Below are 21,394 nucleotides of genomic sequence, written 5' to 3' on the forward strand. Positions count from 1 at the left end.
CTAATCTGCACGCGTGCGAATATAATAATGAGGGGAAGATTCGTGATCGTCGTCGATCCGGTGACGCAGGAGATTATCGAGGGCAAGCTGGCAGCCACCGTCGACGAGATGGGCGTGGTCATGGCCAGGACCTCAATGAGCCCGGTGATCTATGAAGTGCTTGATTTCGCCTGCGGTCTCCTCACCCGTGACGGTGAACTCGTGGCGCAGATGAACGGCATCACCCTGTTCACCGGCACCTTCGGCACGCAGGTCAAATCGCTGATCGCGCTCTACGGCGATGATCTGGAAGATGGCGACATCCTGCTTACGAACGATCCCTATTCCGGCGGCACGCATGCCTGCGATTTCGCCATCGTCAAGCCGATCTTCTTCGGTGGCCGGATATTGGCCTATGCCATCAATGTCGCCCATTATCTCGATGTCGGTGGCTCGGTTCCAGGTTCTCTTGCGCCGAACGCCACCTCCGTCTTCCAAGAGGGACTGAGGTTGCCGGGCGTCAAAGTGGTGCGCAGCGATCGCTTCTCGGGCGAAGTCCTGCGCATCATCCGCGAGAATGTCCGTCTGCCCGAAGTCGCGATCGGCGACCTCACGGCTCAGGTGGCGACCGTTCGTGTTGCTGCGCGCCGGATGGGCGAGCTTGCGCACAAATATGGCACCGATGTCGTCAAAGCCGCGTTTAATCACCTCCTGTCGGTCAGCGAGAAGCAGGCGCGTGCCGCCATAGCCGCATTGCCGGACGGGATCTATGAGGCGGAAGATATCATTGACGGCGATGGCGTCACTACCGATCCTATTTCGGTCAAGGTTGCCGTCACGATTTCCGGAGATCGCCTGACGGCGGATTTCACCGGTTGCCCGCCTGCCGTCGCAGGCCCGATCAATTGTGCGGCGGGCGCGCTGCAGTCGGCGGTGCGCACCATCTTCAAGGCGCTGGTCGCACCACAGGCACCCTCCAATGAGGGCTGGTTCCGGCCGCTCTCCGTCATTGCGCCGAAGGGTTCGGTTTTCACCGCCGAGAAGCCTTCTCCGACGGGCTGGTATTATGAGGGTTCGGTGCATGCTTCCGAACTCGTCTGGAAGGCCCTTGCAAAGCTTATGCCCGAGCGCTTTTCCGCCGGTTCCTATACAAGCCTCTGCGTCCTCTATGTTTCCGGCAAGGACGAGGCGGGGCAGCCATTCATCCATATCGAGCCGCAACACGGCGGCTGGGGCGCGAGCAGGGACGGCGATGGCGCCAATGCGCTGATCGCGCTAACCGATGGCGATACCTACAATTACTCCGTCGAGGTCATCGAAGCGCGCTTTCCCTTGCTCGTGCGCCGTTATGGGCTGAACGTGGAAGGGGGATCGGGTGCGGGCCGCCGTCGCGGAGGTTTCGGTGTCATTCGCGATTATGAAATCCTCGGGGACGGTGCTTCCGCCTATTGCAGCTTTGGGCGGACCGACACGCCTCCCTGGGGAATAGAAGGTGGTAAATCCGGCAGCATCAATCTTCTGCAGCTGAAAGAGAGCGGCGGAAAGGTCCGTAATTTCGGCCGCGAACCGCATATCGCGCTGAAGCGCGGCGATCTCGTGCGGATCATTACAGGCGGCGGCGGTGGCTGGGGTGACCCGCGTGCTCGCGAACGGGCACAGGTCCGCCGCGATGTCGAAGATGGCTATATCACCAGCGAGGTGGCGCGCAGCCTGTACGGATATGAAGAAGGTATGGCGTCATGATCAGACTGGCAACGGATGTAGGTGGTACCTTTACCGACCTCGTCGGTTATGATGAGCGCACGGGCGAGATCTTTACTGCCAAGAGTCTGACGACCGTTCACGACCAATCCGAAGGTGTGCTTGCGGCAATCGAGCTTGCCGAGAAGAAGGACGGGCTTTCGGCGCGCGACGTGATTTTCTTCGCGCATGGCGGGACAACCGTCATCAACGCGATTACGGAGCGAAAGGGCGTCCGCACGGCGCTCGTGACGACCGCCGGCTTTCGCGACGTCTTGGAAATCGGCCGCGGCAATCGCCCTGATCTCTACAATCTCCAGTTCAAGAGCCCGGAAGCCTTTGTGCCGCGCAGCCTGCGCTTCGAGGTGCGCGAACGCATGGATGCCAAAGGCCGGGTGCTGACGCCCATCGAGCTTGGCGATATCGAGCTGATCGTCCGTGAATGCCGCGCTCGCAAGGTCGAGGCGGTCGCCGTCGTCTTCCTCCACAGCTATGCCAATCCCGAGCATGAGATCGCCTGTGCCAAGGCGATCGCCGAAGCGCTGCCGGATGTCACGGTTTGCGCCAGCCACGAGGTTTCCCGTCAATGGCGGGAATATGAGCGTTCTAATACGGCCGTGCTTAACGCTTATGTGCAACCGATCATCAAGCGCTATTTTGCGCGGCTCGAAAGCGCGCTGACCGAGCGCGATCTCACCTGCCCCTATTATGCCATGCAGTCGAACGGCGGCATCTCCACCTTCGATCAAGCACAGACGAGCCCGCTGACATTGGTCGAATCCGGGCCGGCCGGCGGTGTGGCGGGTGCCGCGCGTATCGGCACCGTGCTTGGCGAATCCGAAGTGCTGTCGCTCGACGTCGGTGGCACGACGGCGAAATGCTCGCTGATCCACGATAGCCGCCCGACGCTTGACAGCGAATACAAGCTCGAGCACACCCGCATCGCACCCGGCTATCCGGTGCAGGTGCCGGTGGTCGATATCGTCGAAATCGGTGCCGGCGGCGGCTCGATTGCCCGCATCGATGAGCGCGGAGCGCTCTGCGTCGGCCCGGAAAGTGCTGGCTCGACACCCGGGCCTGCCTGCTATGACCGTGGCGGCGACAAGCCGACGCTATCCGATGCTTTGCTGACGCTTGGCATCTTCGATCCGGCAAGCTTTGCGGGCGGCCAGATGCAGCTCGATAAGTCCAAGGCTGCGACGGCAATCGCGACGGTTGCCAAGCCGATGGAGCTATCGGTCGAGGATGCGGCGCTCGCGATCGTCGAGATCGCGCATGCGTCGATGATCAACGCGTTGAAGCTGGTAACCGTCCAGCGGGGACACGATCCGCGCGATGCCGCTTTCGTCATTTCCGGGGGCGCAGGGCCGGCGCTTGCCGCCCGCCTCGGGCGCGATCTCGGCGTTAAGATGACTGTGGTGCCGCCGCATCCCGGCATCTTTTCGGCCTGGGGAATGCTGGCCGCGGAGCCACGAGCCGATTTTCGCAGCACGTGGTTCTCGCCCCTTGGTCCTGAAGCCGTCAGCAGTCTGAAGCGTCGTTTCGACGAGCTGAAGCGTGAGGCAGTCAGATATTTCTCCAAAGGCGATGCGGCGGAGATACGCTATGCCTGCCGCGTCGAAGCTCGGTATCGCGGACAGGAGCACGGCGTCTTCGCCCCCTTCGAAATGGAAGACGATGCTGAAAGCTTTGCGGAACGCTTCCATGCCGCGCATGAGCGCGCCTATACCTTCTGCCTGCCAGGTTCGCCGGTCGAGATTACCATGATCCATCTGGAGGCAGTGCTCCACGGCCCGGTCATTGCCATTCCGAAACTCGATGGCGCCGGCCGGTCGCTGGATGCAGCCTTCAAGGGGTGCCGCGAAGTCTATTTCGGCGGAACGACCGGTTGGGTGTCCTGCCCCGTCTACGAGCGCACGCGGCTCCCGTCTTCCGAGAGGATTGCCGGCCCGCTCATCATCGAGGAGGCAACTGCGACATCGCTGGTTATTGCCGGACAGGAACTGGAAGTGAGCGAGGAAGGCTTGCTGCTCATCCGCGAATGTGATGGGGGACGCGTCTAGCATGGCGATAGCGATCGGTCTCGACCATATCGTCAGAAATTACGGGCCGACGCGCGCCGTCGACGACGTGACGCTCGACATCAGGGCAGGGGAGTTCTTTACGCTGCTCGGCTCGTCCGGTTGCGGCAAGAGTTCTCTGCTGAAGCTGATCGGCGGCTTCGATAAGCCCACCTCGGGCCGTGTGCTTTTCGATGGAAGGGACATGGCCGATGTTCCGGCCAACCGCCGGCCGGTGAATACTGTCTTCCAGTCGCTCGGGCTCTTTCCGCATATGAATGTCGCCCAGAATATCGGCTATGGGCTGAAGCTGCGCGGGTTGTCCGGTGCCGCCCTGAAAGGCAAGGTCGATGGCGCACTGGACCTCGTCGAACTTTCGGGTTTTGCGGATCGCGACGTCAATCTTCTCTCAGGCGGCCAGCGCCAGCGCGTTGCGCTGGCTCGCGCGCTCGTCATGGAACCGGGCATTCTTCTGCTCGACGAACCTCTGACCGGGCTTGACGAGCGGTTGCGCCAGCAGATGCGCGACGAATTCGGCCGCCTTCACAAGCGTACCGGTGCGACCTTTATCCTGGTCACCCACAATCAGGACGAGGCGCTCAGCCTTTCCGATCGGATGGCTGTCATGCACAAGGGGCGGATCGAGCAGACCGACGTGCCGTCGCGCTTCTTCGAGGCACCGGCCAATGCCTTTGTTGCCCGTTTTGTCGGCATCGATACGCTCCTCAGGCCCGAAAGCATTTCGGTTTCAGGCGGCAGGGCTCTCGTTACGATTGCGGGACAGCGCATCGGTGCGAGCTTTTCCGGAGCCGCGCCTCCGTCCGATGCGCTTGTCGCAATCCGCCCGGACCGAATTGAGCTGATCCCGGCTGCCGAAGAGGCTGCCGAAATAATTGAACTTAAGGTTGTCGAAAGCATCTATCGCGGACTCAGCCATGACGTTACGCTCGCTTTCGCCGACAGCCAGCGCGTGGTGTTAACGACTAGCGCGGACGCAACTCCGCCCTTGCCGGGCGAAAGCGTGCGCGTGTGTCTGAAGCCGGGCGCTGCGCTCCTGATCGATCGTTCCGGAATACCGGCTCTGGCTGGAGGCGATGAGTAGAACCCGAATAGCTGACACAAGCGAAAAATGAGGGAAGGGAATGACACGATGAACAAGAGCAATAATCTCGTCTCCTCCGCCTTGAGGAGTAATATGCAGCGCCGTGACATGCTCAAGCTGATGGGTGCGGGTGCGGCCGCACTCACCGTCGGCGGGCTTTCTGCAACGAGTGCCATGGCCGATGATGCTACGGTTGCATTCTGGGGTACCGCCACGCTCGATATCGGCGACAAATGGCAGGAGTTTACTCGCCAAAGTGGCGTTTCGCCTGAGTTTACCGATAACGGCAACGATGTCGGGCCGGTGGTCGCGCGCCTTGCCGCCGGCAATGCCAACGATCTCTTCGATGTCGGCGGCTTTCAGGGCGGTGCCGAGCGCGAGCTCGCCAAGCAGGGCCTGATTGCCCCCTGGGACGTCTCCAAGATCTCGAATTTCGCCGGCATCTGGCAATGGGCCAAAGATATCCCGACCTTGACCTATGAGGGCAAGCAGTACGGTATTCCCACCGTCGTCAACGCCGACTCCATCATTTATCGCCCCGACAAGCTCGGCAAGGTCGACAGCTATGGCGTCATCTTCGACCCCAAGCTCAAGGGCCGGGTCGCGATGGAAGATGCGTGGATCAACAGTGCCATCTTCACCGCCATCTATCTGAAGGAAGCCGAGAACAAGCCGATCAAGGAGCCCGGCAACCTGACGGAATCCGAGCTCGGCCTCGTCATGGAGTTCCTGATCAAGCACAAGAAGGATGGCCAGTTCCGCACTTTCTGGAACGGATGGGAACAGGGCGTGCAGCTGGTGGCGAACGAGGAAGTCGACGCTATGACCGGCTGGGAGCCGATCGTCTATGAAGGCCGCAAGCGCGGGCTGCAAGTGGAGTATGCAGCTCCCGTCGAAGGCTACGAAGGCTGGGGCAACAATACGGTACTGCTGAAGGGTGCCACGGAGCGCGGCAAGGCGGACGCCGCCCACAAGTTCGTCGATGGCCTGCTTGCGGGCCTCTATGGCTGCGAGCTCGGCAAGGCGCGCGGCTATCTAGTCCCGACCGACAACAACCTCGCCTACGCCAAGGCCCATCCGGATGAATACAAGGCCGACGATGTCGCCAAGCTCGCCGACCATGTGAAGGCCAAGTTCTCCGGAAAGGTCTACTGGCAGAATTGCCGCCCGGACAATTTCCAACTCTACGAGGAGTGGTGGCAGAAGCTGCGCAACGCCTGATTTAACATGATGGATCGGGGCTGGCGTATCTGCCGAGGGAGAGGCCGGTCCCGAGCCAATGCGATCAACGCCGAGAGAAGGAGGGTTAGACGATGAAAACACCAGTTCTATTGCTTGCTGCTCCGTTCGCGGCGATCATCCTGCTCGGCCTTGCGCCGCTCGTTCTTGTCGTGGTCTGGAGCTTCTGCGCCTGGGATTCCGCCACCTACTGGATCAAGCCGGAATTCAGCCTCGCTGCCTATGGCGCCATTCTGGAGGCCGGGCGCTGGAGCGTGTTCCTGTCCACCCTTGGCAAGGCGTTTCTGACATCGGCTATCTGCCTCGTCATCGCTTATCCCACCGCCTATGCGATGTATTTCCTGGCGGGCCGCACCCTGTCTGTGGTGCTTGCGGCCCTGCTGACGATCCCGTTTTTCACGTCCTATCTCATTCGTTCCTTCTCCTGGCGCTTGCTGCTCGGCCGCACCGGTGTCATCAACACGCTCCTTCAGCAGGCCGGCATCACGGACGCGCCGCTCGACTGGCTGCTGTTCAGCGATTTTGCTGTCATCGTCGGACTGATCGCCTCCTACCTGCCGTTCGCAACCTTCCCCATCCTGCTTTCCATGCGCCGTGTCGATCCGATCGCGCTGGCGGCGTCGCGCGATCTCGGTGCCGGATTCTGGACGATGGTCCGCACGGTATTGCTGCCGCTGACCTATTCCGGCGTCTTCGCCGGCTTCCTGTTCGTCTTCGTCATGGTTGCCGGCTCCTCGACGGAGGTGCAGATGCTCGGCGGCGCTGGCGCTTCAATCGTCTCGGTGATGATCAACGACGTCATGCGCGTCGCCAATTTTCCGCTCGCCTTTGCGATTTCGACGCTGATGCTCGCCATCGTCTTTGGGCTGGTGCTGATCGGGGATGCCCTGTTCGGCCTCTCCTCACTATTCGAGGAGCGAGGCCAATGATCGTCAGAGAAGGAGCGACCCCGCGCATCGTCATCTGGGCGCTGACCGTCTTCGGCCTCATAGTGATCTATGCGCCGCCGCTTTACCTGCTCGGTGTCTCGTTCAATCCTGCACTGCAGCCGGGGCTGCCGCATTTCTCCGACATCACCCTGAAATGGTACCTTGCACTCGGCTCCGAAAGCGCGCTCGTCGCCGCGCTCGGCCAGTCGATTGTCATTGCGCTTGCGACGGCTGTCATTGCGACGCTGCTGTCGCTCGGCGCGGCGCTGGCGCATCGCGAGCTTCATCGTGGACGCAGCCTATGGTTTTTGACTGTGCTGCTGCCGATGTTCGTACCCGGCGTCATCCAGGGGCTGGCACTATCGACGGTGATCAGCCGCGCCGGTGTGAAGGCATCGGCTTTGACTGTCATTGCCGGCCATCTTCTATGGGCAATGCCCTTCGCCTTCATCGTTATCCTGACGAGCTTTGCCGCGGTCAAACGGACCTACCTGATGGCGGCGGACGATCTCGGTGCCGGCCACTTCCGGCAGTTTTGGGATATTACCCTGCCATTGATCCGGCCGGGTCTCGTCAGCGCCTTCATCTTTTCGTTCCTGCTGTCCCTTAACGAATTCACGCGCGCCTTCTATCTGGCAGGCCGCCAGAACACCTTGCCGGTCGTGCTGTTCGGCAAGATGAATGCCGGTGCGTCGCCGACAATCTATGCGATGTCCGGCGCAATCTTCCTTGTTTCCAGCGTCTGCGTGGTGACCGTGGCACTGCGTTCGCTGCTCATGCAACGCCGAGTAGGGTGATCGATATGCAAATAGGACTGACAAGTCGCAAGTTCCGCCCGCCCTTAGACCTCCATCAACGGGAGTATAGAGGATGAAACAAGAATCGAAACTGATGGCGCTGATCCGCGCGGGAAAGAGGCAGGAGGCACTTGACATGGTCGAGCGGCTGAAGGCGGCGACGCAATTGCTGCCGACGTCTATCAAGGTGGATCGGACAGGCGCCGTCACCTATTACAAAGGAAACTGCCGTTTCGTGAGAAACATTCAGGGCGGCTGGGATCTGGTGCCGAAGAAGAAGTAAATGTCTGCTGTTGATCGGGGCAGCCAACAGGCCAGCGCTGTCGAAGGTACGGCGCGGGCGAGACGCAGCGGTTGGAAAGGACAGATTTCCATCGACTGCAAATGGAAGGTCATGGTGCCAATATTCTGGCAAGCTTTTCATGCTCGGAGTTTTGCCAAGACTGCTATTCCCCAGTGAAATAATGATTTGGTTAAGTATTCGATATCTTTAAGATATAAATAATATTAGAAAATATCTTATTTAGAAATATAAAATTAACGTCCGAAGCCTAAGGTCTCCTCGACTGTCATCGCGCAGATGAAGGTCGATTGAAGGAGACAGGACCATGTATCGTGTTTCTCATTTCAACAGGGAGAAAGAGGGCGCCGCAGCAGTCGAATTCGCTCTCATCGCGCCGCTTTTTTTCCTTCTGCTTCTCACGCTGGTTGCCTTTGCCATCTATCTTACCGCCGCTCATTCGCTGCAGCAATTGACGGCCGACGCTGCCCGCACGGCAATCGCCGGGTTGTCGGCGGACGAGCGAAGCCAGCTGGTTCAAAGCTTCGTCACCAATTCGACGATCAACGACGCTTTCATCGACAAGAGTAAGTTGACGATAACCGTCGCCACCGACCCAACCAATGTCAATCAATTCACAGTCAGCGCCAGCTATGACGCGTCGGATCTTCCGATCTGGAACCTCTATACCTTTGCGATGCCGGATCAAACCATCCGCCGCTATTCGACCATCCGGCTCGGAGGTCTCTGATGCAGCGGCTTCTCGGTCGGCTCGCTTCTCTGCGGGACAGGCGAGGAAACGTCGCCATAACGACTGCGCTCGTCTCGCCCCTCATCCTCTATTGCCTTGGCCTCGGCATCGATTACGGCATGATGACGCTGCAGCAACGGCGCCTGCAGCAATTGAGCGACATCGGCGCGATATCGGCTGCTTCCGATATCGCAAATGCGCGGACTGCGCTTCTGAACAATCTCCAGAGCAATGGCACGACCGCGGCAGTTGCCTCGGGCAGCAACTATATGACGAGCAACGGGCTCGTCACCGCAGCTGCGGCCAACTCCGGTCAATATGAGACCGTGGCCAATCTGGTCCTCGGCACCTACACGGCAGATACATCGATCCCGCTTGCAAACCGCTTCTCCTCTACGGGAACCTCGCCGTATGATTCCGTCAAGGTGACATTGACCCAAAAGGCGGTGATGCCTTTCGCTTCCGCCTTTGCCACGCCGCCGACCTTGAGCGCGACGGGCACCGCGTCCAGCGAGCGTCTGGCTGCCTTTTCGGTGGGATCGCGGCTTGCGAGCCTCAATGGCGGTATTCTGAACCAGCTCCTTGGCACGTTGCTAGGAACGCAAATCTCTCTGAAAGTCGCCGATTATCAGTCGCTTGTCAGCGCGAATGTCAATCTTCTGAGCTTTCTCAATCTGCTGGCTACGGATCTCAAGCTTACTGGCGTGAGCTATAACGAGCTTCTGGCAACTGACGTCACCTATGACAAGATTCTCGGCGCTCTTGGCAAGTCGACCAATCTTTCGACCGGAGTCGTCACCCTCATCAACAATCTCGGCAAGACGCTCGGCACAACGAAGCTGACCGTCAAGCTGCAGGATATCGTGAATCTCGGTCCGTTGGGGAGCAATGTCGTCGGCACCTCCCCGAATCTGACGGCCACCATGAACGTGCTGGATCTGATCTCGGCGACCGCAATGGCTGCCAACCAACAAAGACAGATCGCGATCGATCTCGGGGCCGCTCTGCCAGGTGTCGCGACCGCGAAGCTGACGCTGGCGATCGGGGAAATGTCCCAGCAGACGCCGGCCCTTGCCGTGGGCGCTCCGGGCACGATCGTTCGTACGCCGCAGGTCCGTGCGGCGCTCGAAGTCGCCGTCACCGGCCTGTCGCTGATCGCCGGGTTGAAGCTCAGAGTTCCGCTCTATATCGAGCTTGCTCCCGCGGAAGCCAAGCTTGCCTCGATCACCTGTGTCGGCGGTTCCATGCCGAACGCGGTCGTCGGAATAGACGCGGTGCCTGGTGTTGCCGAGGTAGATCTTGGTGACGTCAATACGTCTGCTTTCGTAAACTTCGGCTCCGAGCCGCGGGTAACGCCGGCTGCGATCATCGATTCCCTTCTTCTCAAAGTGATAGCGGGTGCGCAGGTCGATATCGCCAATATGAGCCCGACACGATTGAACTTTCAGCCGTCGGAGATCTCGGCAGGTACGATCAAGACGGTTTCCACCAGTACTGTCCTGACGTCCACGGTCTCGTCGCTGCTGAAAAACGCGACCATCACCATCCAATTGCTCATCTTGACCATTGGAACGCCGTCGGGGGTGCTTTCAGCCGTTGCCGATACGCTATCGGTCGTGACGGCGCCGCTCGATCAGGTTCTGTACGGTCTGCTCGGCCTTCTAGGGCTTGGTATCGGTCAAGCCGACGTAAGCGTTACTGACGCAAGATGCACGCAGCCTGTGCTGGTACAGTAATGGCTTCGCGGTGCGTATGGTCGAGCCGCACGCTCTAAATCCAGTTGTGCCTCGAACGAGGAGCTGGATTGCCAACCGATCGGATCAGGAATTCGTGCCCGGCAGGCTGTAGGCCTGCTGAAAATAACGCCTGAAGGCAAGCATTGGCTGGCTGAACTCGACATTGGCTCGCCACGCGAGCCCCACATCCATGGGCGGAACCGGGTCCTGTATGTTCACGGTCTCGATGCGCCTTCCCTCAAGCGACCAGGGGCGGTGCACCATGTCCGACAAAATAGCGACGCCGAGGCCGTTCGCCACCATCGATCTGACGGCTTCGATCGAACTCGTCCTCAAGAGCACCTTTGGTTGATAAGGGCTCCTGCTCCAGTAGCGCAGCGAAGAATGTGCCGCCTCATCGACCGTCAGCATGATGTAGGGTTCCTCGGCGATTTCACGCAGACCTATCCCGTCGCGGCGCTGCAGGTCATGGCCGGCTGGCAGCCAGAGGCGCCTGACCGAACTCAGAAGCGTTTCGGTCATCAGCATCGGATTGAGGATATTGGAAGTCAGCAAGACCGAGATGTCGTAGCGATTGCTCAGCAAGCCTTCTTCGATCGACTCGCGATTGACTTCGTAAAGCTGGATTTTCAGCTTCGGATAGAGGCGACGGATACGCTCGATATGCATCGGCAGGAAATAGCCGATGACGGTGTAGGTCGCTGCGACGACGAGCTCGCCTTCAATGTCGCTGCTGACGAGGTTGAGATGGGTCGCCTCGTCGACCTTGGCCAGAATTTCATAGGCATGGGACAGGAATTGCCGGCCCGCTGTCGTCAGATCCATGCCCTGTGGTGTACGATTGAACAGAGAGACGCCGACCGTGAGTTCGAGATCCTTGATTGCCGCAGTCACCGCCGATTGTGAGATCGACAAGCTGACGGCTGCATGCGAGATCTGCCCATATTCCGCCGTTGCCACGAAGTAGCGAAGCTGCCGCAGGCTCAAACTCATAATGTCTCCCCATCTATTTATCTGAAAACCTCTGCCGCGATTGAGATTTCATGGATCCAAAACGAGCTGATTTTCGATAAACCGTGCGCAATTTTAATAAGTAATTGATATTACGTGATATTTTATGATGCTATTTTACGCATAGATATCAGTTTATCAGATATTGCGCCTTTGAAAATTGTATTTTTCAAAGGCATCCTTTGTCTCTAGCGTTTGCACGTCGGTCCCGATTTGGATGCAGGTGCGAGGGAAGGCATTTGAAGGAAGTTGTCGATATCAATTGCGACATGGGGGAGGCCTTCGGCCGATGGCGGATCGGCGATGCGCATGACGAGGAGCTTATCTCACTCGTCAGTTCGGCCAATATTGCCACCGGGTTTCACGCCGGCGATCCCAATCTCATGGACGAGACCGTGCGGCTGGCAGCCGCCCACGGCGTCGGCGTCGGGGCTCATCCCGGCTACAATGACCTCCAGGGTTTCGGACGGCGCAAGATCAACGGTACTAGCCGCGAGATCGTCAACGATCTGATCTATCAGGTCGGTGCGCTGCGCGAGTTCGCCAGACGCTATGGCGTGCCCGTGCAGCATGTGAAGCCGCATGGCGCTCTCTATATGGAATTGGCGGCGAACGCCGATCTCTCGCAGATATTCATACAATATATGCGCACCGTGGCGCCGAATATGTTCGTCTTCTGCATGGACAGGTCGGCCACTTGCCTTGCTGCTGAAGAGGCGGGCCAGCCTGTCGTGCGCGAGTTCTACGCCGATCGCGATTATGGCGATACAGGCTGGATCGTCTTTACCAGGGATGTCGGTCGCCCCGATCCCAGGGCAATTGCCCGCAAGGTCGTGAGAGCCTGCACCGAAGGCGTCGTGCGGACCGTCAACGGTGCGGATATTCCGATCGTCTTCGATTCTATCTGTTTTCATTCCGATACTTTGGGTGCGCTCGATATCGTGCGCCACATGCGCGAAGCGCTCATTGCCGAGGGTATCAGGATTGCACCCGTTTCACAGATTTTGAACAGCGACGCAGCGCGGAGGTCCCATGAGCAAGCTTGAGATCAGATCACCCCTTCCGGGAACCTTCTATCGGGCTTCCTCCCCGGACACGCCTCCCTTCAAGGTCGATGGCGACGCCGTTGTGGCCAGCGATACAATCGGTCTTATCGAGGTCATGAAAACCTTCCAGCAAATCCCTGCTGGGCTCGATGGCAAGAACATCACCTTTCTCGTCGATAATGAAGAGCCCGTCATGGCCGGCCAGATCATAGCGGAGGTGGACCCATGACGATCCGCTCCGTTCTGATCGCCAATCGCGGCGAAATCGCCGTCAGGATTATCAGGGCTGCCAAGGCGCTCGGCATCCGAACGGTGCAAGTCCATAGCGCCGCAGATGCCGACATGCTGGCGGTCAAGCTTGCGGACGCAGCAATCGATATCGGCTCGCCGGCCCCGAAGAAATCCTACCTGAACATCGAAGCCATCCTTTCGGCAGCGCGGTCCGCGGGCGTGGATGCCGTCCATCCGGGCTATGGGTTTCTGTCAGAAAACGGAGATTTCGCCGATGCCGTCGAGGCGGCGGGCATGATCTTCATCGGGCCGAGCGGCGAGGCCATCCGGCTGCTCGGCGACAAGGTGGCAGCCCGCGAGCTTGCGAAACGGGCCGGCGTCCCGACGGTGCCGGGAAGTGATGGTCGCGTGGTGGATATTGCGGCTGCAGAAGCGATTGCCGAACGCATCGGCTTTCCCGTCATGATCAAGGCGGCCGCCGGCGGAGGTGGACGTGGTATCCGCATCGTCCAGTCACTTACCGAACTCAGGGAACAGTTTCCGCTCGCCTCGGCGGAGGCGGCGGCCGCTTTCGGCGATGGCGGCCTCTACATGGAGAAGGTCATCACCCGCGCCCGCCACATCGAGGTGCAGATTTTCGGCGATGGACGGAATTTCGTCCATTGTTTCGAACGTGAGTGCTCGCTGCAACGTCGCCGTCAGAAGGTGTGGGAGGAAGCGCAGGCCTCCACGCTGCCCGATGACATCAGGCAGCGCCTTTGCGCCAGCGCCGTCGCCCTTGCGGCGGAAGTCGGTTATCGCGGCGCAGGCACCGTCGAATATCTCTACGACGAGGATAGCAGGCAGTTCTATTTCATCGAAGTCAATACCCGCATCCAGGTCGAGCATCCGGTAACCGAAATGATTACCGGCATCGATCTGGTGCAGGAGATGTTCAAGGTGGCCGGCGGCGCTCCCTTGTCACTGACGCAATCCGATATCCGGACGCGCGGTCACGCCATCGAATGCCGGATCAATGCCGAAGACCCTGCGAGGGGCTTTCTGCCGGCGCCCGGCACTGTGACGCGGCTCTCGATTCCGGAAGGCGAAGGCATCCGCTTCGATACAATGCTCTACGCCGGCTATACCGTGCCGCCCTTCTACGATTCCCTGCTTGGCAAGCTCATCGTCTGGGCCGAGGATCGCGATGCCTGCCTCGACAGGTTGGCCGGCGCTCTTTCCGATCTGACGATCGAAGGCTTGCCGACGACGATCCCTCTGCATCTCGCGCTCGCGCGCGATCCATCCGTGCGCAAGGGAGCATTCCACACGCGTTTTCTCGAAACCTGGCTGGAGACCGACTTTGCCGCGGTTGACGGCGTATCGGCGGAGGTTGCCTGATGCCAGCTCGCTTTACGTTCGGAGGTGACGAGCATCTCTTCGTCGAATGCAGCGACGAGATGTCCCTCGAAGCCTTCTTCAAGAGCCTGTCTATGGCCAAGGGGGTGCGCAAGAGCGCCATTAAGGGCGTCACCGAAATCTGCCCTGCCAACGCCTCCTTTCAGATCAAGTTCGATCCCGACATAATCAAGCCGGACGATCTCCTGCGCGAGGTCAAGGCGATCGAAGGTGCTGCCGAAAAGGCCGACCCCGTCATTACTACCCGCATCGTCGAAATCCCTGTTTTCTACAATGATCCCTGGACGCATGAGACGCTGATGCGCTTCCGCGAGCGGCATCAGGAGCCGACGGGGACCGATCTCGACTACGCTGCCAGGATCAATGGCTACGATGCGGTCGAGGATTTCATTTCGGCTCATGCCGGCTCGCCCTGGTTCGTCTCGATGGTCGGCTTCGTCGCCGGTCTGCCGTTCATGTATCAGATGGTGGAGCGGCAGCGGCAGATCGAGGTGCCGAAATATCTGCGCCCGCGAACCGACACGCCACGGCTGACTGTGGGTCACGGCGGCTGCTTCGGCTGCATCTATTCGGTCCGCGGGGCAGGCGGCTACCAGATGTTCGGCATCACGCCGATGCCGATCTTCGACCCCACGCAAACGACGAGCTATCTCCGCGATTTCATGGTGTTCTTCCGTCCGGGCGACATCGTGAAGTTCCGGCCGATCGATCGCGACGGCTATGACCAGGCGGCCGAGGATGTCGACAGAGGCCGCTTCGCGCCGCCGATCCGCGACGTCAGTTTCGATCTCAGGCAATACCAGGCCGATATAGACGGCTACAATGCCAAGCTGGAGGGCGCGCTGCATGGCCATTAAGGTTCTTCATCACGGCCTTTCCACCACGATTCAGGATCTCGGACGGCCCGGCTATTTCCATCTCGGCATTCCCGTGGGCGGCGCCATGGACCGTTACGCCATGCGGGCGGCAAATCTTCTCGTCGGCAATGATGAGGGTGCGGCCGGGCTCGAAGCCGTCTTCATGGGGCCTAAGCTCGAATTTCTCGACGATGCGCTGATTGCGGTTACCGGCGCCGACATGCCCGTCAGGATCGACGGCGAGCTCCAGCCGGGATGGACGGCACTCAGGGTCAGGGCAGGGCAGACCGTAAGCTTCGACTTTCTGAGGTCCGGGGCGCGGATCTGCATTGCGGTGTCGGGCGGCATCGATGTTCCCGAAGCGTTAGGCAGCCGGTCGACCTATGTGATCGGCGCCCTCGGCGGCCTGAATGGTAAGGCTATCGCTGCCGGAGATGAGCTTCCCGTTGGCTCCGGTTCCATGAAGAACGAGGGGCTATCCATTGCCGAGGAGCTGCGCCGCAAGCCCGGTACCCCGGCGGAGCTCCGGGTTCTGCCGGGGCTCTATTGGGATCGGTTGACAGAGCAAACGAAGAGCAACTTCTTTGCCGACCAATGGAAGGTTGCGCCGGAGGCCGATCGCATGGGGTATCGCTTCCGCAGCGGTCGCAAGCTCGAATTCGTCGAGCGCAAGCAGCCTTTCGGTGCAGGCTCGGATCCGTCGAATATCGTTGACAGCTGCTATCCATATGGCTCGATCCAGGTGCCGGGCGGAACGGAGCCGATCATTCTGCATCGCGATGCTGTCTCCGGCGGCGGCTATTTCATGCTGGGAACGGTGATCTCGGCCGACATGGACCTGATCGCCCAATTGCAGCCACATATGCCGACGCAATTTGTGGAGGTCTCCATGGATCAGGCGCTGGCGGCCCGGGCGGACCGGCAGGCATTGCTTGCGCGCCTTCGTGCTGCTCTGGCGTAAGGGATCAAGCGGATGGCTGCTCCTTCGATCCCGCGTTTCCGACACAGATCGAATAGGTTAGGGCGTGCCTGCATCTCACTCGAGAACGCGGGTGAGATAAGCGGCCGTCACGCCGGGGCCTGGGATGATCGCGACGATCTTCATCTGTGCGATCGTGCGGTCGACGGAGGCTTCGAGATGGTTTTCCATCATCGCTGCCGCCGCCTTGACGGCGCCCCGCAGAAGCAGTTCCGCGATCAGGCGGAGCTCCGTGATGATGGCGGGATCGCCGGGCAGGCCGAGGCGCCACAGCAATCGCTCCGTCGCCGTGACGGGCAGCAGGTTATTGCGGATGGATTCCTTCAGCCGCTCGTTCGGCGTCGCAAGGATGCAGATGTCGATGAAGTCGGCATGGATAGCTTCCAGCGCCGCAAGATGATCCGCCGGTTCGTGCCGTTCGAGATCGGAAAGGCGCAGAAACAGATCATTCAACCGCTCCCGGTCGACGCGGCTGGCTCCCGCGACCAGCGCCTGCGGCTCCAGCATGCCGCGCAGGCCGTAATGATCCTTGATCATCTGCGCCGTCAGCGGGCCGGCGATCCAATGGGACGACTGGTTCTTGCGCACGAGGCCACGCTCGCGCAGCCGCGTCAGCACGTCACGGACGACGGTACGGCTGACATTGAAATGGTCGGCGAGCTCGATCTCGATAATGCGGTACTGGCCGAAGACGACGCAGCCGGCGACATCGGCCTCGACAGTATTGTAGATGCGTTCCCAGGAGGCGCGGCTCTGCAAGGCTTCGTCTGCGTGGCGCGGAATGGTCAGGCCGAGGGTCTTGATATCGGTGCGCTTCGGCTCGATGCCTTGTCCGGCGGGGCCGACGAGATAGCCGCGTCCGTTGAAGCGATGCACCAGACCTTCGCTCTCCAGCGTCTGCAGCGCCCTCTGCACGGGCGCGCGCGAAATCTGCAGGATATCGGCGATCGGCCCTTCGAGCAGCACCACGCCCTGCGGCAGCGTGTTGTCCTCGATATTGCCACGCAGAACATCTTCGGCGATCTCGTAGCGCTTTTGCGCATTGGGGCGAGCACGGTTTTCGGTCATCTGGTGCAATGGACTCACGTCGTTCTGATGCCTCACTCTTACGCGTTTTGTAATTCTAACATAGCGCAAAAATAAATGACTATTGAATACAAAATATGTTTTACACGCGAGCGCGGTGAATCTCTTTTTGCTGGTTGTTGACCCATAGCGCCGTGATCGGCGCTATTTTCTGAATGTTGTCCGGGTGCGGCGCGTCACGCTTTGGCGCCCGTAATGGCTGCGTTGATGCCAATTCTACGCGGAGGCGAGGGTGCTCGCCAGCGTCGCCGCCTTCCGCCGGTCGCCCTCGTTTAACTCGTGTTTCTGGGTTCGGCATTTTCACGAAAAAGTCTATTGAATACAAAAATCATTTATGTAATGCTCTCAACATCAAGGCGCTCGTCAGAAGCGCCGCAGGCGGAACTCTTTGAAACGCCAAGGAACATCTCTTTGACGCGCATGTGATCATGCGCGAACCCAGGCAGACGTCTGAAGGTCCGGATACTTGTGATCCGGGCGAAGGCGGAGCTCTGCCCGAAGGATGGTCCTTGCCTTGAAACTGGTGGGAATTCGGTGTCGACCGTTCTTCAGCTTAGTCAAGTCACCAAGTCCTATGGCGCGGCGCCCGCGCTGGACAGGATAGATTTCTCTTTGCCCGACAATGCCTATATCTCGCTGCTAGGCCCGAGCGGCTCGGGCAAGACGACACTATTGCGCGTCATTGCCGGCTTCGAGGAGCCGGATGCCGGCTCGATCCTCTTCCATGGCAAACGGCTCGATGGCGTCGAGCCGCATGATCGTGGCATCGGTTTTGTTTTTCAGAACTTCGCTCTGTTTCCGCATCTTTCCGTTGCTGAAAACGTTGCCTTCGGCCTGCGCAACCGCAAGATCGATCCGGTGACGGATGCGCGCGTGCTGGCAAAGCAGGTCCAGGACATGCTGTCGCTGGTCGGTCTCAAGGGATTTGACGACCGCGCCGTGACGCAGATTTCCGGCGGTCAGCGCCAGCGCGTCGCCCTGGCACGTACACTGGTGACGGAGCCGAAGATGGTGCTGCTGGACGAACCGCTCGGTGCGCTTGACGCCAATCTGCGCGGCCGTATGCGCAGCGAGCTCAAGATCATCCGCGAGCGCTGCGGCGTGACCTTCCTGCATGTTACGGGCAGCGAGAGCGAAGCTTTGGCGATGGGAGATCTCGTACTCGTGCTCGATCGCGGTTGCATCGCGCAGGCCGCCGCCTCGGATGTGGTCTACAACAGCCCGGCAACGGCCTCGGTCGCCCGCTTTCTCAATTGCTACAATCTCTTTGCCGGCAATGTCGTCGAGGATGCTTTTGTCGGACCGGCCGGCCGCTTCCCTCTGAATGGATCGCGCCGAAAAGCGCTGCAGCCGACTTATGCGATCCGCTACGACCGCGTTTCGATCCGCTCCCGCGATGCGGTGCTCTCGGATGACGAAGTGCGCATCGAGGCGGATTTCATCGCCAGCGAATATTCCGGTGCGGCGGTCAACTCCTTCTTTGCGCTCGATGACGGCCACGTCTTCGAGGTCGAATCTCATCTGAGCCATGCCCGCCCGCCGGCCTTTGTCGAAAAGGATCGCTATGCGCTCGTCTGGAAGAAGGAGGATGCCCTTGTCTTCGGCTGATGTGACTTTTTCCAACCCTTCCGCCGGACCCTCCAAGGAGAGCGAGAGATGACCATGGTCGCGACATCAGAGGAAGCCGTGCAGGAAGGCGCGACTGTGCGCCGAAGATCGAGCAAGACATTCTGGCTTCTGGCGCCGGGCATAATCTGGATGGTGGCCTTCCTCGTCCTGCCGATGCTGATGATGGTCTATGTTTCTTTCTGGACGCAGACGACCTTCAAGATCGAGCCGACACTGACGTTGCAGAGCTGGGTCACCTTCCTGACGAGCCCCACCTATCTCGGCGCGCTCTGGACGACGATCCGCATCTGGTTGCTGGTGCTGGTATCGACGCTTATTGTCGGCTATCCGGCGGCGCTCTTCGTCGGGCTTCTCATCAAGAACAAGACGCTGCAGACCGTGTTGCTCGTGCTCTGCGTCATCCCGTTCTGGACCTCCTTCCTGATCCGTGTGCTTGCCTGGCGGCCGATGCTCGGCACCGAGGGCGCCATCAACATGATCCTGATGAAGCTCGGCATCGTGCAGCAGCCGATAGAGGTGCTGCTGTTTTCGGAGCTGTCCGTGATCATCGGCATGACACAGATCTACTGCGTCTTCATGGTCGGGCCGATCGCCTTCATGATGGGTCGCATCGACGCCTCCGTCATCGAGGCGGCGCAGGATCTCGGTGCCGGCTTCTGGCGCATCTTCCGCACCATCATCCTGCCGTTGTCCATGCCGGGCGTGGTGGTCGGCGCGATCTTCGTCTCCGTCATGGTTCTCGGTGAATTCGCGACGTCCGCTGCCCTGTCCGGCCGCAAGGTCAATCTGCTCGGCAATATTATCGTCACGCAGGTCGGCTCGCTGAAATGGGCCTTTGCCGCGGTCGCCGGCGTTGTCCTGACGATCATCATGGGTGCTGTCGTCGCAGCGCTGCTCAAGGTCGTCGACCTCAGAAAGGAGCTCTGATCATGAATGCCGGCGGCATCAAGCTTGGCCTGGGTGTCTATACGACCCTCTTTTTGATCTTCCTCTACGGACCGCTCGCGGTCCTGGCGATCCTGTCGTTCCAGACCGGTCCAGAGGGCGGTCCGCAATTTCCGATCATCGAATGGTCGACCTACTGGTATCGGCATCTCTTCGGTCTCACGCCGCCGTCGCGCATCGCACCGTTGCCGATCGATCAGGCGCTGATCCGCTCGCTTTTTCTGGCGCTGATGACCATGATCGTCTCGACGGTGCTCGGCGTCATGTCCGCCCAGGCCTTTCGCCGCAAGTTCCGCGGCTCGGGCGTCGCCTTCTATCTGATCGTTCTCGGCATGATGGTGCCGGGCGTGCTTGTCGGCCTCGGCATGGCGCTTGTCGCCAATGCCTTCGGCATCGATCGTCACTGGTGGAGCACGGCCTTCGTCCTGCACGTCGTCTACACCTTCCCCTTTGCTTTCCTCGTCATGCTCGCCATCTTCAACAGGTTCGATCCGAGCATGGAGGAGGCCTCATGGTCGCTCGGCGTCACGCCGGCACGCACCTTCCGCAAGGTCACTTTTCCGCTGATCTTCCCGGGCGTGCTTTCGGCCATGCTCTTTGCCTTCACGCTTTCCTATGACGAGTTCTCACGCACCCTGTTTGCTTCCGGCCGCGAGCTGACGCTGCCGCTTGCCATCTACGGCACCTTCTCCGTCGAGGTGCATCCGAACGTTTTCGCTTTCGGGGTGCTGACCACGCTGTTTTCCTTCGCGCTTCTCGGCACCTACGCGATCCTGATGGGTCTGTCGGTCAGGCGCGCCAAGCGCGTCCGCATCCAGGAGGACGCGTGATGGCTGAGAAGGCTTCCGCCGTGATCTCCGCCCCCCTCTCTGCCATCGTCACCGGCGCGGGCTCGGGTATCGGTCGAGCTATCGCCCTTCGCCTGGCCGCCGACGGCTATGCTGTTCTGGTCAACGACCTCTCGGGCGACCGGGCCGAGACTGTTGCCTCGGAAATCACCAAGGCGGGCGGTGCGGCAACCGCGATCGCCGGCGACGTCGCACGGCTCGAGGATGTGGCGACTATCCATGCGGCTGCCAAGGCCTCGCACGGCGACGTCGCCCTTCTCATCAACAATGCCGGTATCGCGCATCAGGCAGCATTTGAAAACCTCGAGCTTGAGGATTTCGACCGGATGTTTGCGGTGCATGTGCGCGGCACCTTCCTGATGACCAAGGCTGTCATGCCGTCGATGCTGGCGCGAGGCGAGGGCGTCATCGTCAACGTCGCCTCCCAGCTCGGGCAGATCGGCGGTGTCGAGCTGGTCCACTATTCCGGCGCCAAGGCGGCGATCATCGGCATGACCAAGGCACTCGCCCGCGAGGTTTCCAGCCGCGGAGTGCGCGTCAACGCCGTAGCGCCGGGGCCGATCAACACGCCGCTGGTGCGGGGTCTTTCCGAGGAATGGCGCGAACGCAAGAAGCGCGAACTGCCGCTCGGCCGCTTCGGCGAACCGGAAGAGGTGGCGGCGACCGTGGCGTTTCTGGCGTCGCCGGCAGCGAGCCTTTTCGTCGGCCAGACGCTTGGGCCGAATTCCGGCGATGTGATGCTCTGAAGGAG

21 protein-coding genes are annotated in these 21,394 nt (G+C 60.2%); 19 read left to right on the forward strand and 2 right to left on the reverse strand.

Annotated elements, in window-relative coordinates; all coding sequences use genetic code 11:
• The first annotated feature begins 27 nt into the window (after positions 1–27).
• The 10 genes from FBZ97_RS10695 to FBZ97_RS10735 all read left to right on the forward strand — a co-directional run bounded on the left by FBZ97_RS10695 (position 28) and on the right by FBZ97_RS10735 (position 10,613).
• Complete coding sequence (locus FBZ97_RS10695) at positions 28–1,722, forward strand: hydantoinase B/oxoprolinase family protein (RefSeq protein WP_145319236.1); 1,695 nt, start codon at positions 28–30, stop codon at positions 1,720–1,722.
• Positions 1,719–3,782, forward strand: coding sequence for a hydantoinase/oxoprolinase family protein (locus FBZ97_RS10700; protein WP_145319239.1), 2,064 nt, complete (start codon positions 1,719–1,721; stop codon positions 3,780–3,782). Before FBZ97_RS10695 ends, FBZ97_RS10700 begins: the two co-directional genes overlap by 4 nt.
• 1 nt (position 3,783) lies before the next feature.
• A complete protein-coding gene (locus FBZ97_RS10705; protein ID WP_145319242.1) occupies positions 3,784–4,881 on the forward strand; it encodes an ABC transporter ATP-binding protein in 1,098 nt (365 codons plus the stop codon).
• Between the two features lie 48 nt (positions 4,882–4,929).
• On the forward strand, positions 4,930–6,102 hold the full coding sequence (locus FBZ97_RS10710) for a substrate-binding domain-containing protein (RefSeq protein ID WP_145319245.1): 1,173 nt from the start codon (positions 4,930–4,932) through the stop codon (positions 6,100–6,102).
• Positions 6,103–6,194: 92 nt separating this feature from the next.
• Entirely contained in the window at positions 6,195–7,049 is an 855-nt protein-coding gene (locus FBZ97_RS10715) for an ABC transporter permease (protein WP_145319248.1), read from the forward strand.
• Positions 7,046–7,846: an ABC transporter permease gene (locus tag FBZ97_RS10720; RefSeq protein WP_145319251.1), complete on the forward strand. Its 801-nt coding sequence runs from the start codon at positions 7,046–7,048 to the stop codon at positions 7,844–7,846. Before FBZ97_RS10715 ends, FBZ97_RS10720 begins: the two co-directional genes overlap by 4 nt.
• Positions 7,847–7,919: 73 nt before the next feature.
• Positions 7,920–8,129 (forward strand): hypothetical protein, encoded by a 210-nt coding sequence (locus FBZ97_RS10725; RefSeq protein WP_069610151.1) that lies wholly within the window; start codon positions 7,920–7,922, stop codon positions 8,127–8,129.
• On the forward strand, positions 8,130–8,306 hold the full coding sequence (locus FBZ97_RS34365) for a hypothetical protein (RefSeq protein ID WP_156090751.1): 177 nt from the start codon (positions 8,130–8,132) through the stop codon (positions 8,304–8,306).
• 148 nt (positions 8,307–8,454) lie between these two features.
• Entirely contained in the window at positions 8,455–8,877 is a 423-nt protein-coding gene (locus tag FBZ97_RS10730; RefSeq protein ID WP_145319254.1) for a TadE/TadG family type IV pilus assembly protein, read from the forward strand.
• Positions 8,877–10,613, forward strand: coding sequence for a pilus assembly protein TadG-related protein (locus FBZ97_RS10735; RefSeq protein ID WP_145319257.1), 1,737 nt, complete (start codon positions 8,877–8,879; stop codon positions 10,611–10,613). The genes FBZ97_RS10730 and FBZ97_RS10735 overlap by 1 nt, the downstream gene beginning before the upstream one ends.
• A gap of 84 nt (positions 10,614–10,697) precedes the next feature.
• On the opposite strand, the gene FBZ97_RS10740 is transcribed toward FBZ97_RS10735, so the two are convergent.
• Positions 10,698–11,606: a LysR family transcriptional regulator gene (locus FBZ97_RS10740; protein ID WP_095437261.1), complete on the reverse strand. Its 909-nt coding sequence runs from the start codon at positions 11,604–11,606 to the stop codon at positions 10,698–10,700.
• Between the two features lie 257 nt (positions 11,607–11,863).
• On the opposite strand from FBZ97_RS10740, the gene FBZ97_RS10745 reads away from it, so the two are divergent.
• Genes FBZ97_RS10745 through FBZ97_RS10765 form a run of 5 tightly spaced genes read left to right on the forward strand, consistent with a single transcriptional unit; the run spans position 11,864 to position 16,117 of the window.
• Positions 11,864–12,670 carry a 5-oxoprolinase subunit PxpA gene (locus FBZ97_RS10745; protein WP_145319260.1) on the forward strand — a complete coding sequence of 269 codons (807 nt, stop codon included), beginning with the start codon at positions 11,864–11,866 and terminating at the stop codon, positions 12,668–12,670.
• Positions 12,657–12,899 (forward strand): acetyl-CoA carboxylase, encoded by a 243-nt coding sequence (locus tag FBZ97_RS10750; RefSeq protein WP_145319263.1) that lies wholly within the window; start codon positions 12,657–12,659, stop codon positions 12,897–12,899. Before FBZ97_RS10745 ends, FBZ97_RS10750 begins: the two co-directional genes overlap by 14 nt.
• Positions 12,896–14,281 carry an acetyl-CoA carboxylase biotin carboxylase subunit gene (locus FBZ97_RS10755; RefSeq protein ID WP_145319266.1) on the forward strand — a complete coding sequence of 462 codons (1,386 nt, stop codon included), beginning with the start codon at positions 12,896–12,898 and terminating at the stop codon, positions 14,279–14,281. Before FBZ97_RS10750 ends, FBZ97_RS10755 begins: the two co-directional genes overlap by 4 nt.
• A complete protein-coding gene (locus FBZ97_RS10760; RefSeq protein ID WP_145319269.1) occupies positions 14,281–15,156 on the forward strand; it encodes a carboxyltransferase domain-containing protein in 876 nt (291 codons plus the stop codon). The genes FBZ97_RS10755 and FBZ97_RS10760 overlap by 1 nt, the downstream gene beginning before the upstream one ends.
• Entirely contained in the window at positions 15,146–16,117 is a 972-nt protein-coding gene (locus FBZ97_RS10765; protein WP_145319273.1) for a biotin-dependent carboxyltransferase family protein, read from the forward strand. The genes FBZ97_RS10760 and FBZ97_RS10765 overlap by 11 nt, the downstream gene beginning before the upstream one ends.
• A 75-nt stretch (positions 16,118–16,192) precedes the next feature.
• Here FBZ97_RS10765 and FBZ97_RS10770 read toward each other — a convergent pair whose 3' ends face one another.
• Complete coding sequence (locus FBZ97_RS10770; protein WP_145319276.1) at positions 16,193–17,203, reverse strand: GntR family transcriptional regulator; 1,011 nt, start codon at positions 17,201–17,203, stop codon at positions 16,193–16,195.
• 552 nt (positions 17,204–17,755) lie between these two features.
• Between FBZ97_RS10770 and FBZ97_RS10775 the strand changes: the two genes are divergently transcribed.
• From FBZ97_RS10775 to FBZ97_RS10790, 4 genes are read left to right on the forward strand one after another with little or no spacing between them, the layout of a single operon-like run.
• Positions 17,756–18,829, forward strand: coding sequence for an ABC transporter ATP-binding protein (locus FBZ97_RS10775; RefSeq protein ID WP_145319279.1), 1,074 nt, complete (start codon positions 17,756–17,758; stop codon positions 18,827–18,829).
• 48 nt (positions 18,830–18,877) lie between these two features.
• Positions 18,878–19,777: an ABC transporter permease gene (locus FBZ97_RS10780; protein WP_145319282.1), complete on the forward strand. Its 900-nt coding sequence runs from the start codon at positions 18,878–18,880 to the stop codon at positions 19,775–19,777.
• A 2-nt stretch (positions 19,778–19,779) separates the two neighbouring features.
• On the forward strand, positions 19,780–20,625 hold the full coding sequence (locus tag FBZ97_RS10785; RefSeq protein ID WP_113350768.1) for an ABC transporter permease: 846 nt from the start codon (positions 19,780–19,782) through the stop codon (positions 20,623–20,625).
• Complete coding sequence (locus tag FBZ97_RS10790; RefSeq protein ID WP_145319285.1) at positions 20,625–21,389, forward strand: glucose 1-dehydrogenase; 765 nt, start codon at positions 20,625–20,627, stop codon at positions 21,387–21,389. Before FBZ97_RS10785 ends, FBZ97_RS10790 begins: the two co-directional genes overlap by 1 nt.
• Positions 21,390–21,394 lie beyond the last annotated feature (5 nt).

Origin of the sequence: Rhizobium sp. ERR 942 (genome assembly GCF_007828395.1) — a bacterium.
In the GTDB taxonomy this organism is placed as follows: domain Bacteria; phylum Pseudomonadota; class Alphaproteobacteria; order Rhizobiales; family Rhizobiaceae; genus Rhizobium; species Rhizobium dioscoreae.

Coding starts and splice junctions, on each gene's coding strand:
- FBZ97_RS10695 (WP_145319236.1), top strand. CDS start 28: ATGAGGGGAAGATTCGTGATCGTCGTCGATCCGGTGACGCAGGAGATT.
- FBZ97_RS10700 (WP_145319239.1), top strand. CDS start 1,719: ATGATCAGACTGGCAACGGATGTAGGTGGTACCTTTACCGACCTCGTC.
- FBZ97_RS10705 (WP_145319242.1), top strand. CDS start 3,784: ATGGCGATAGCGATCGGTCTCGACCATATCGTCAGAAATTACGGGCCG.
- FBZ97_RS10710 (WP_145319245.1), top strand. CDS start 4,930: ATGAACAAGAGCAATAATCTCGTCTCCTCCGCCTTGAGGAGTAATATG.
- FBZ97_RS10715 (WP_145319248.1), top strand. CDS start 6,195: ATGAAAACACCAGTTCTATTGCTTGCTGCTCCGTTCGCGGCGATCATC.
- FBZ97_RS10720 (WP_145319251.1), top strand. CDS start 7,046: ATGATCGTCAGAGAAGGAGCGACCCCGCGCATCGTCATCTGGGCGCTG.
- FBZ97_RS10725 (WP_069610151.1), top strand. CDS start 7,920: ATGAAACAAGAATCGAAACTGATGGCGCTGATCCGCGCGGGAAAGAGG.
- FBZ97_RS34365 (WP_156090751.1), top strand. CDS start 8,130: ATGTCTGCTGTTGATCGGGGCAGCCAACAGGCCAGCGCTGTCGAAGGT.
- FBZ97_RS10730 (WP_145319254.1), top strand. CDS start 8,455: ATGTATCGTGTTTCTCATTTCAACAGGGAGAAAGAGGGCGCCGCAGCA.
- FBZ97_RS10735 (WP_145319257.1), top strand. CDS start 8,877: ATGCAGCGGCTTCTCGGTCGGCTCGCTTCTCTGCGGGACAGGCGAGGA.
- FBZ97_RS10740 (WP_095437261.1), bottom strand. CDS start 11,606: ATGAGTTTGAGCCTGCGGCAGCTTCGCTACTTCGTGGCAACGGCGGAA.
- FBZ97_RS10750 (WP_145319263.1), top strand. CDS start 12,657: ATGAGCAAGCTTGAGATCAGATCACCCCTTCCGGGAACCTTCTATCGG.
- FBZ97_RS10755 (WP_145319266.1), top strand. CDS start 12,896: ATGACGATCCGCTCCGTTCTGATCGCCAATCGCGGCGAAATCGCCGTC.
- FBZ97_RS10760 (WP_145319269.1), top strand. CDS start 14,281: ATGCCAGCTCGCTTTACGTTCGGAGGTGACGAGCATCTCTTCGTCGAA.
- FBZ97_RS10765 (WP_145319273.1), top strand. CDS start 15,146: ATGGCCATTAAGGTTCTTCATCACGGCCTTTCCACCACGATTCAGGAT.
- FBZ97_RS10770 (WP_145319276.1), bottom strand. CDS start 17,203: ATGACCGAAAACCGTGCTCGCCCCAATGCGCAAAAGCGCTACGAGATC.
- FBZ97_RS10780 (WP_145319282.1), top strand. CDS start 18,878: ATGACCATGGTCGCGACATCAGAGGAAGCCGTGCAGGAAGGCGCGACT.
- FBZ97_RS10785 (WP_113350768.1), top strand. CDS start 19,780: ATGAATGCCGGCGGCATCAAGCTTGGCCTGGGTGTCTATACGACCCTC.
- FBZ97_RS10790 (WP_145319285.1), top strand. CDS start 20,625: ATGGCTGAGAAGGCTTCCGCCGTGATCTCCGCCCCCCTCTCTGCCATC.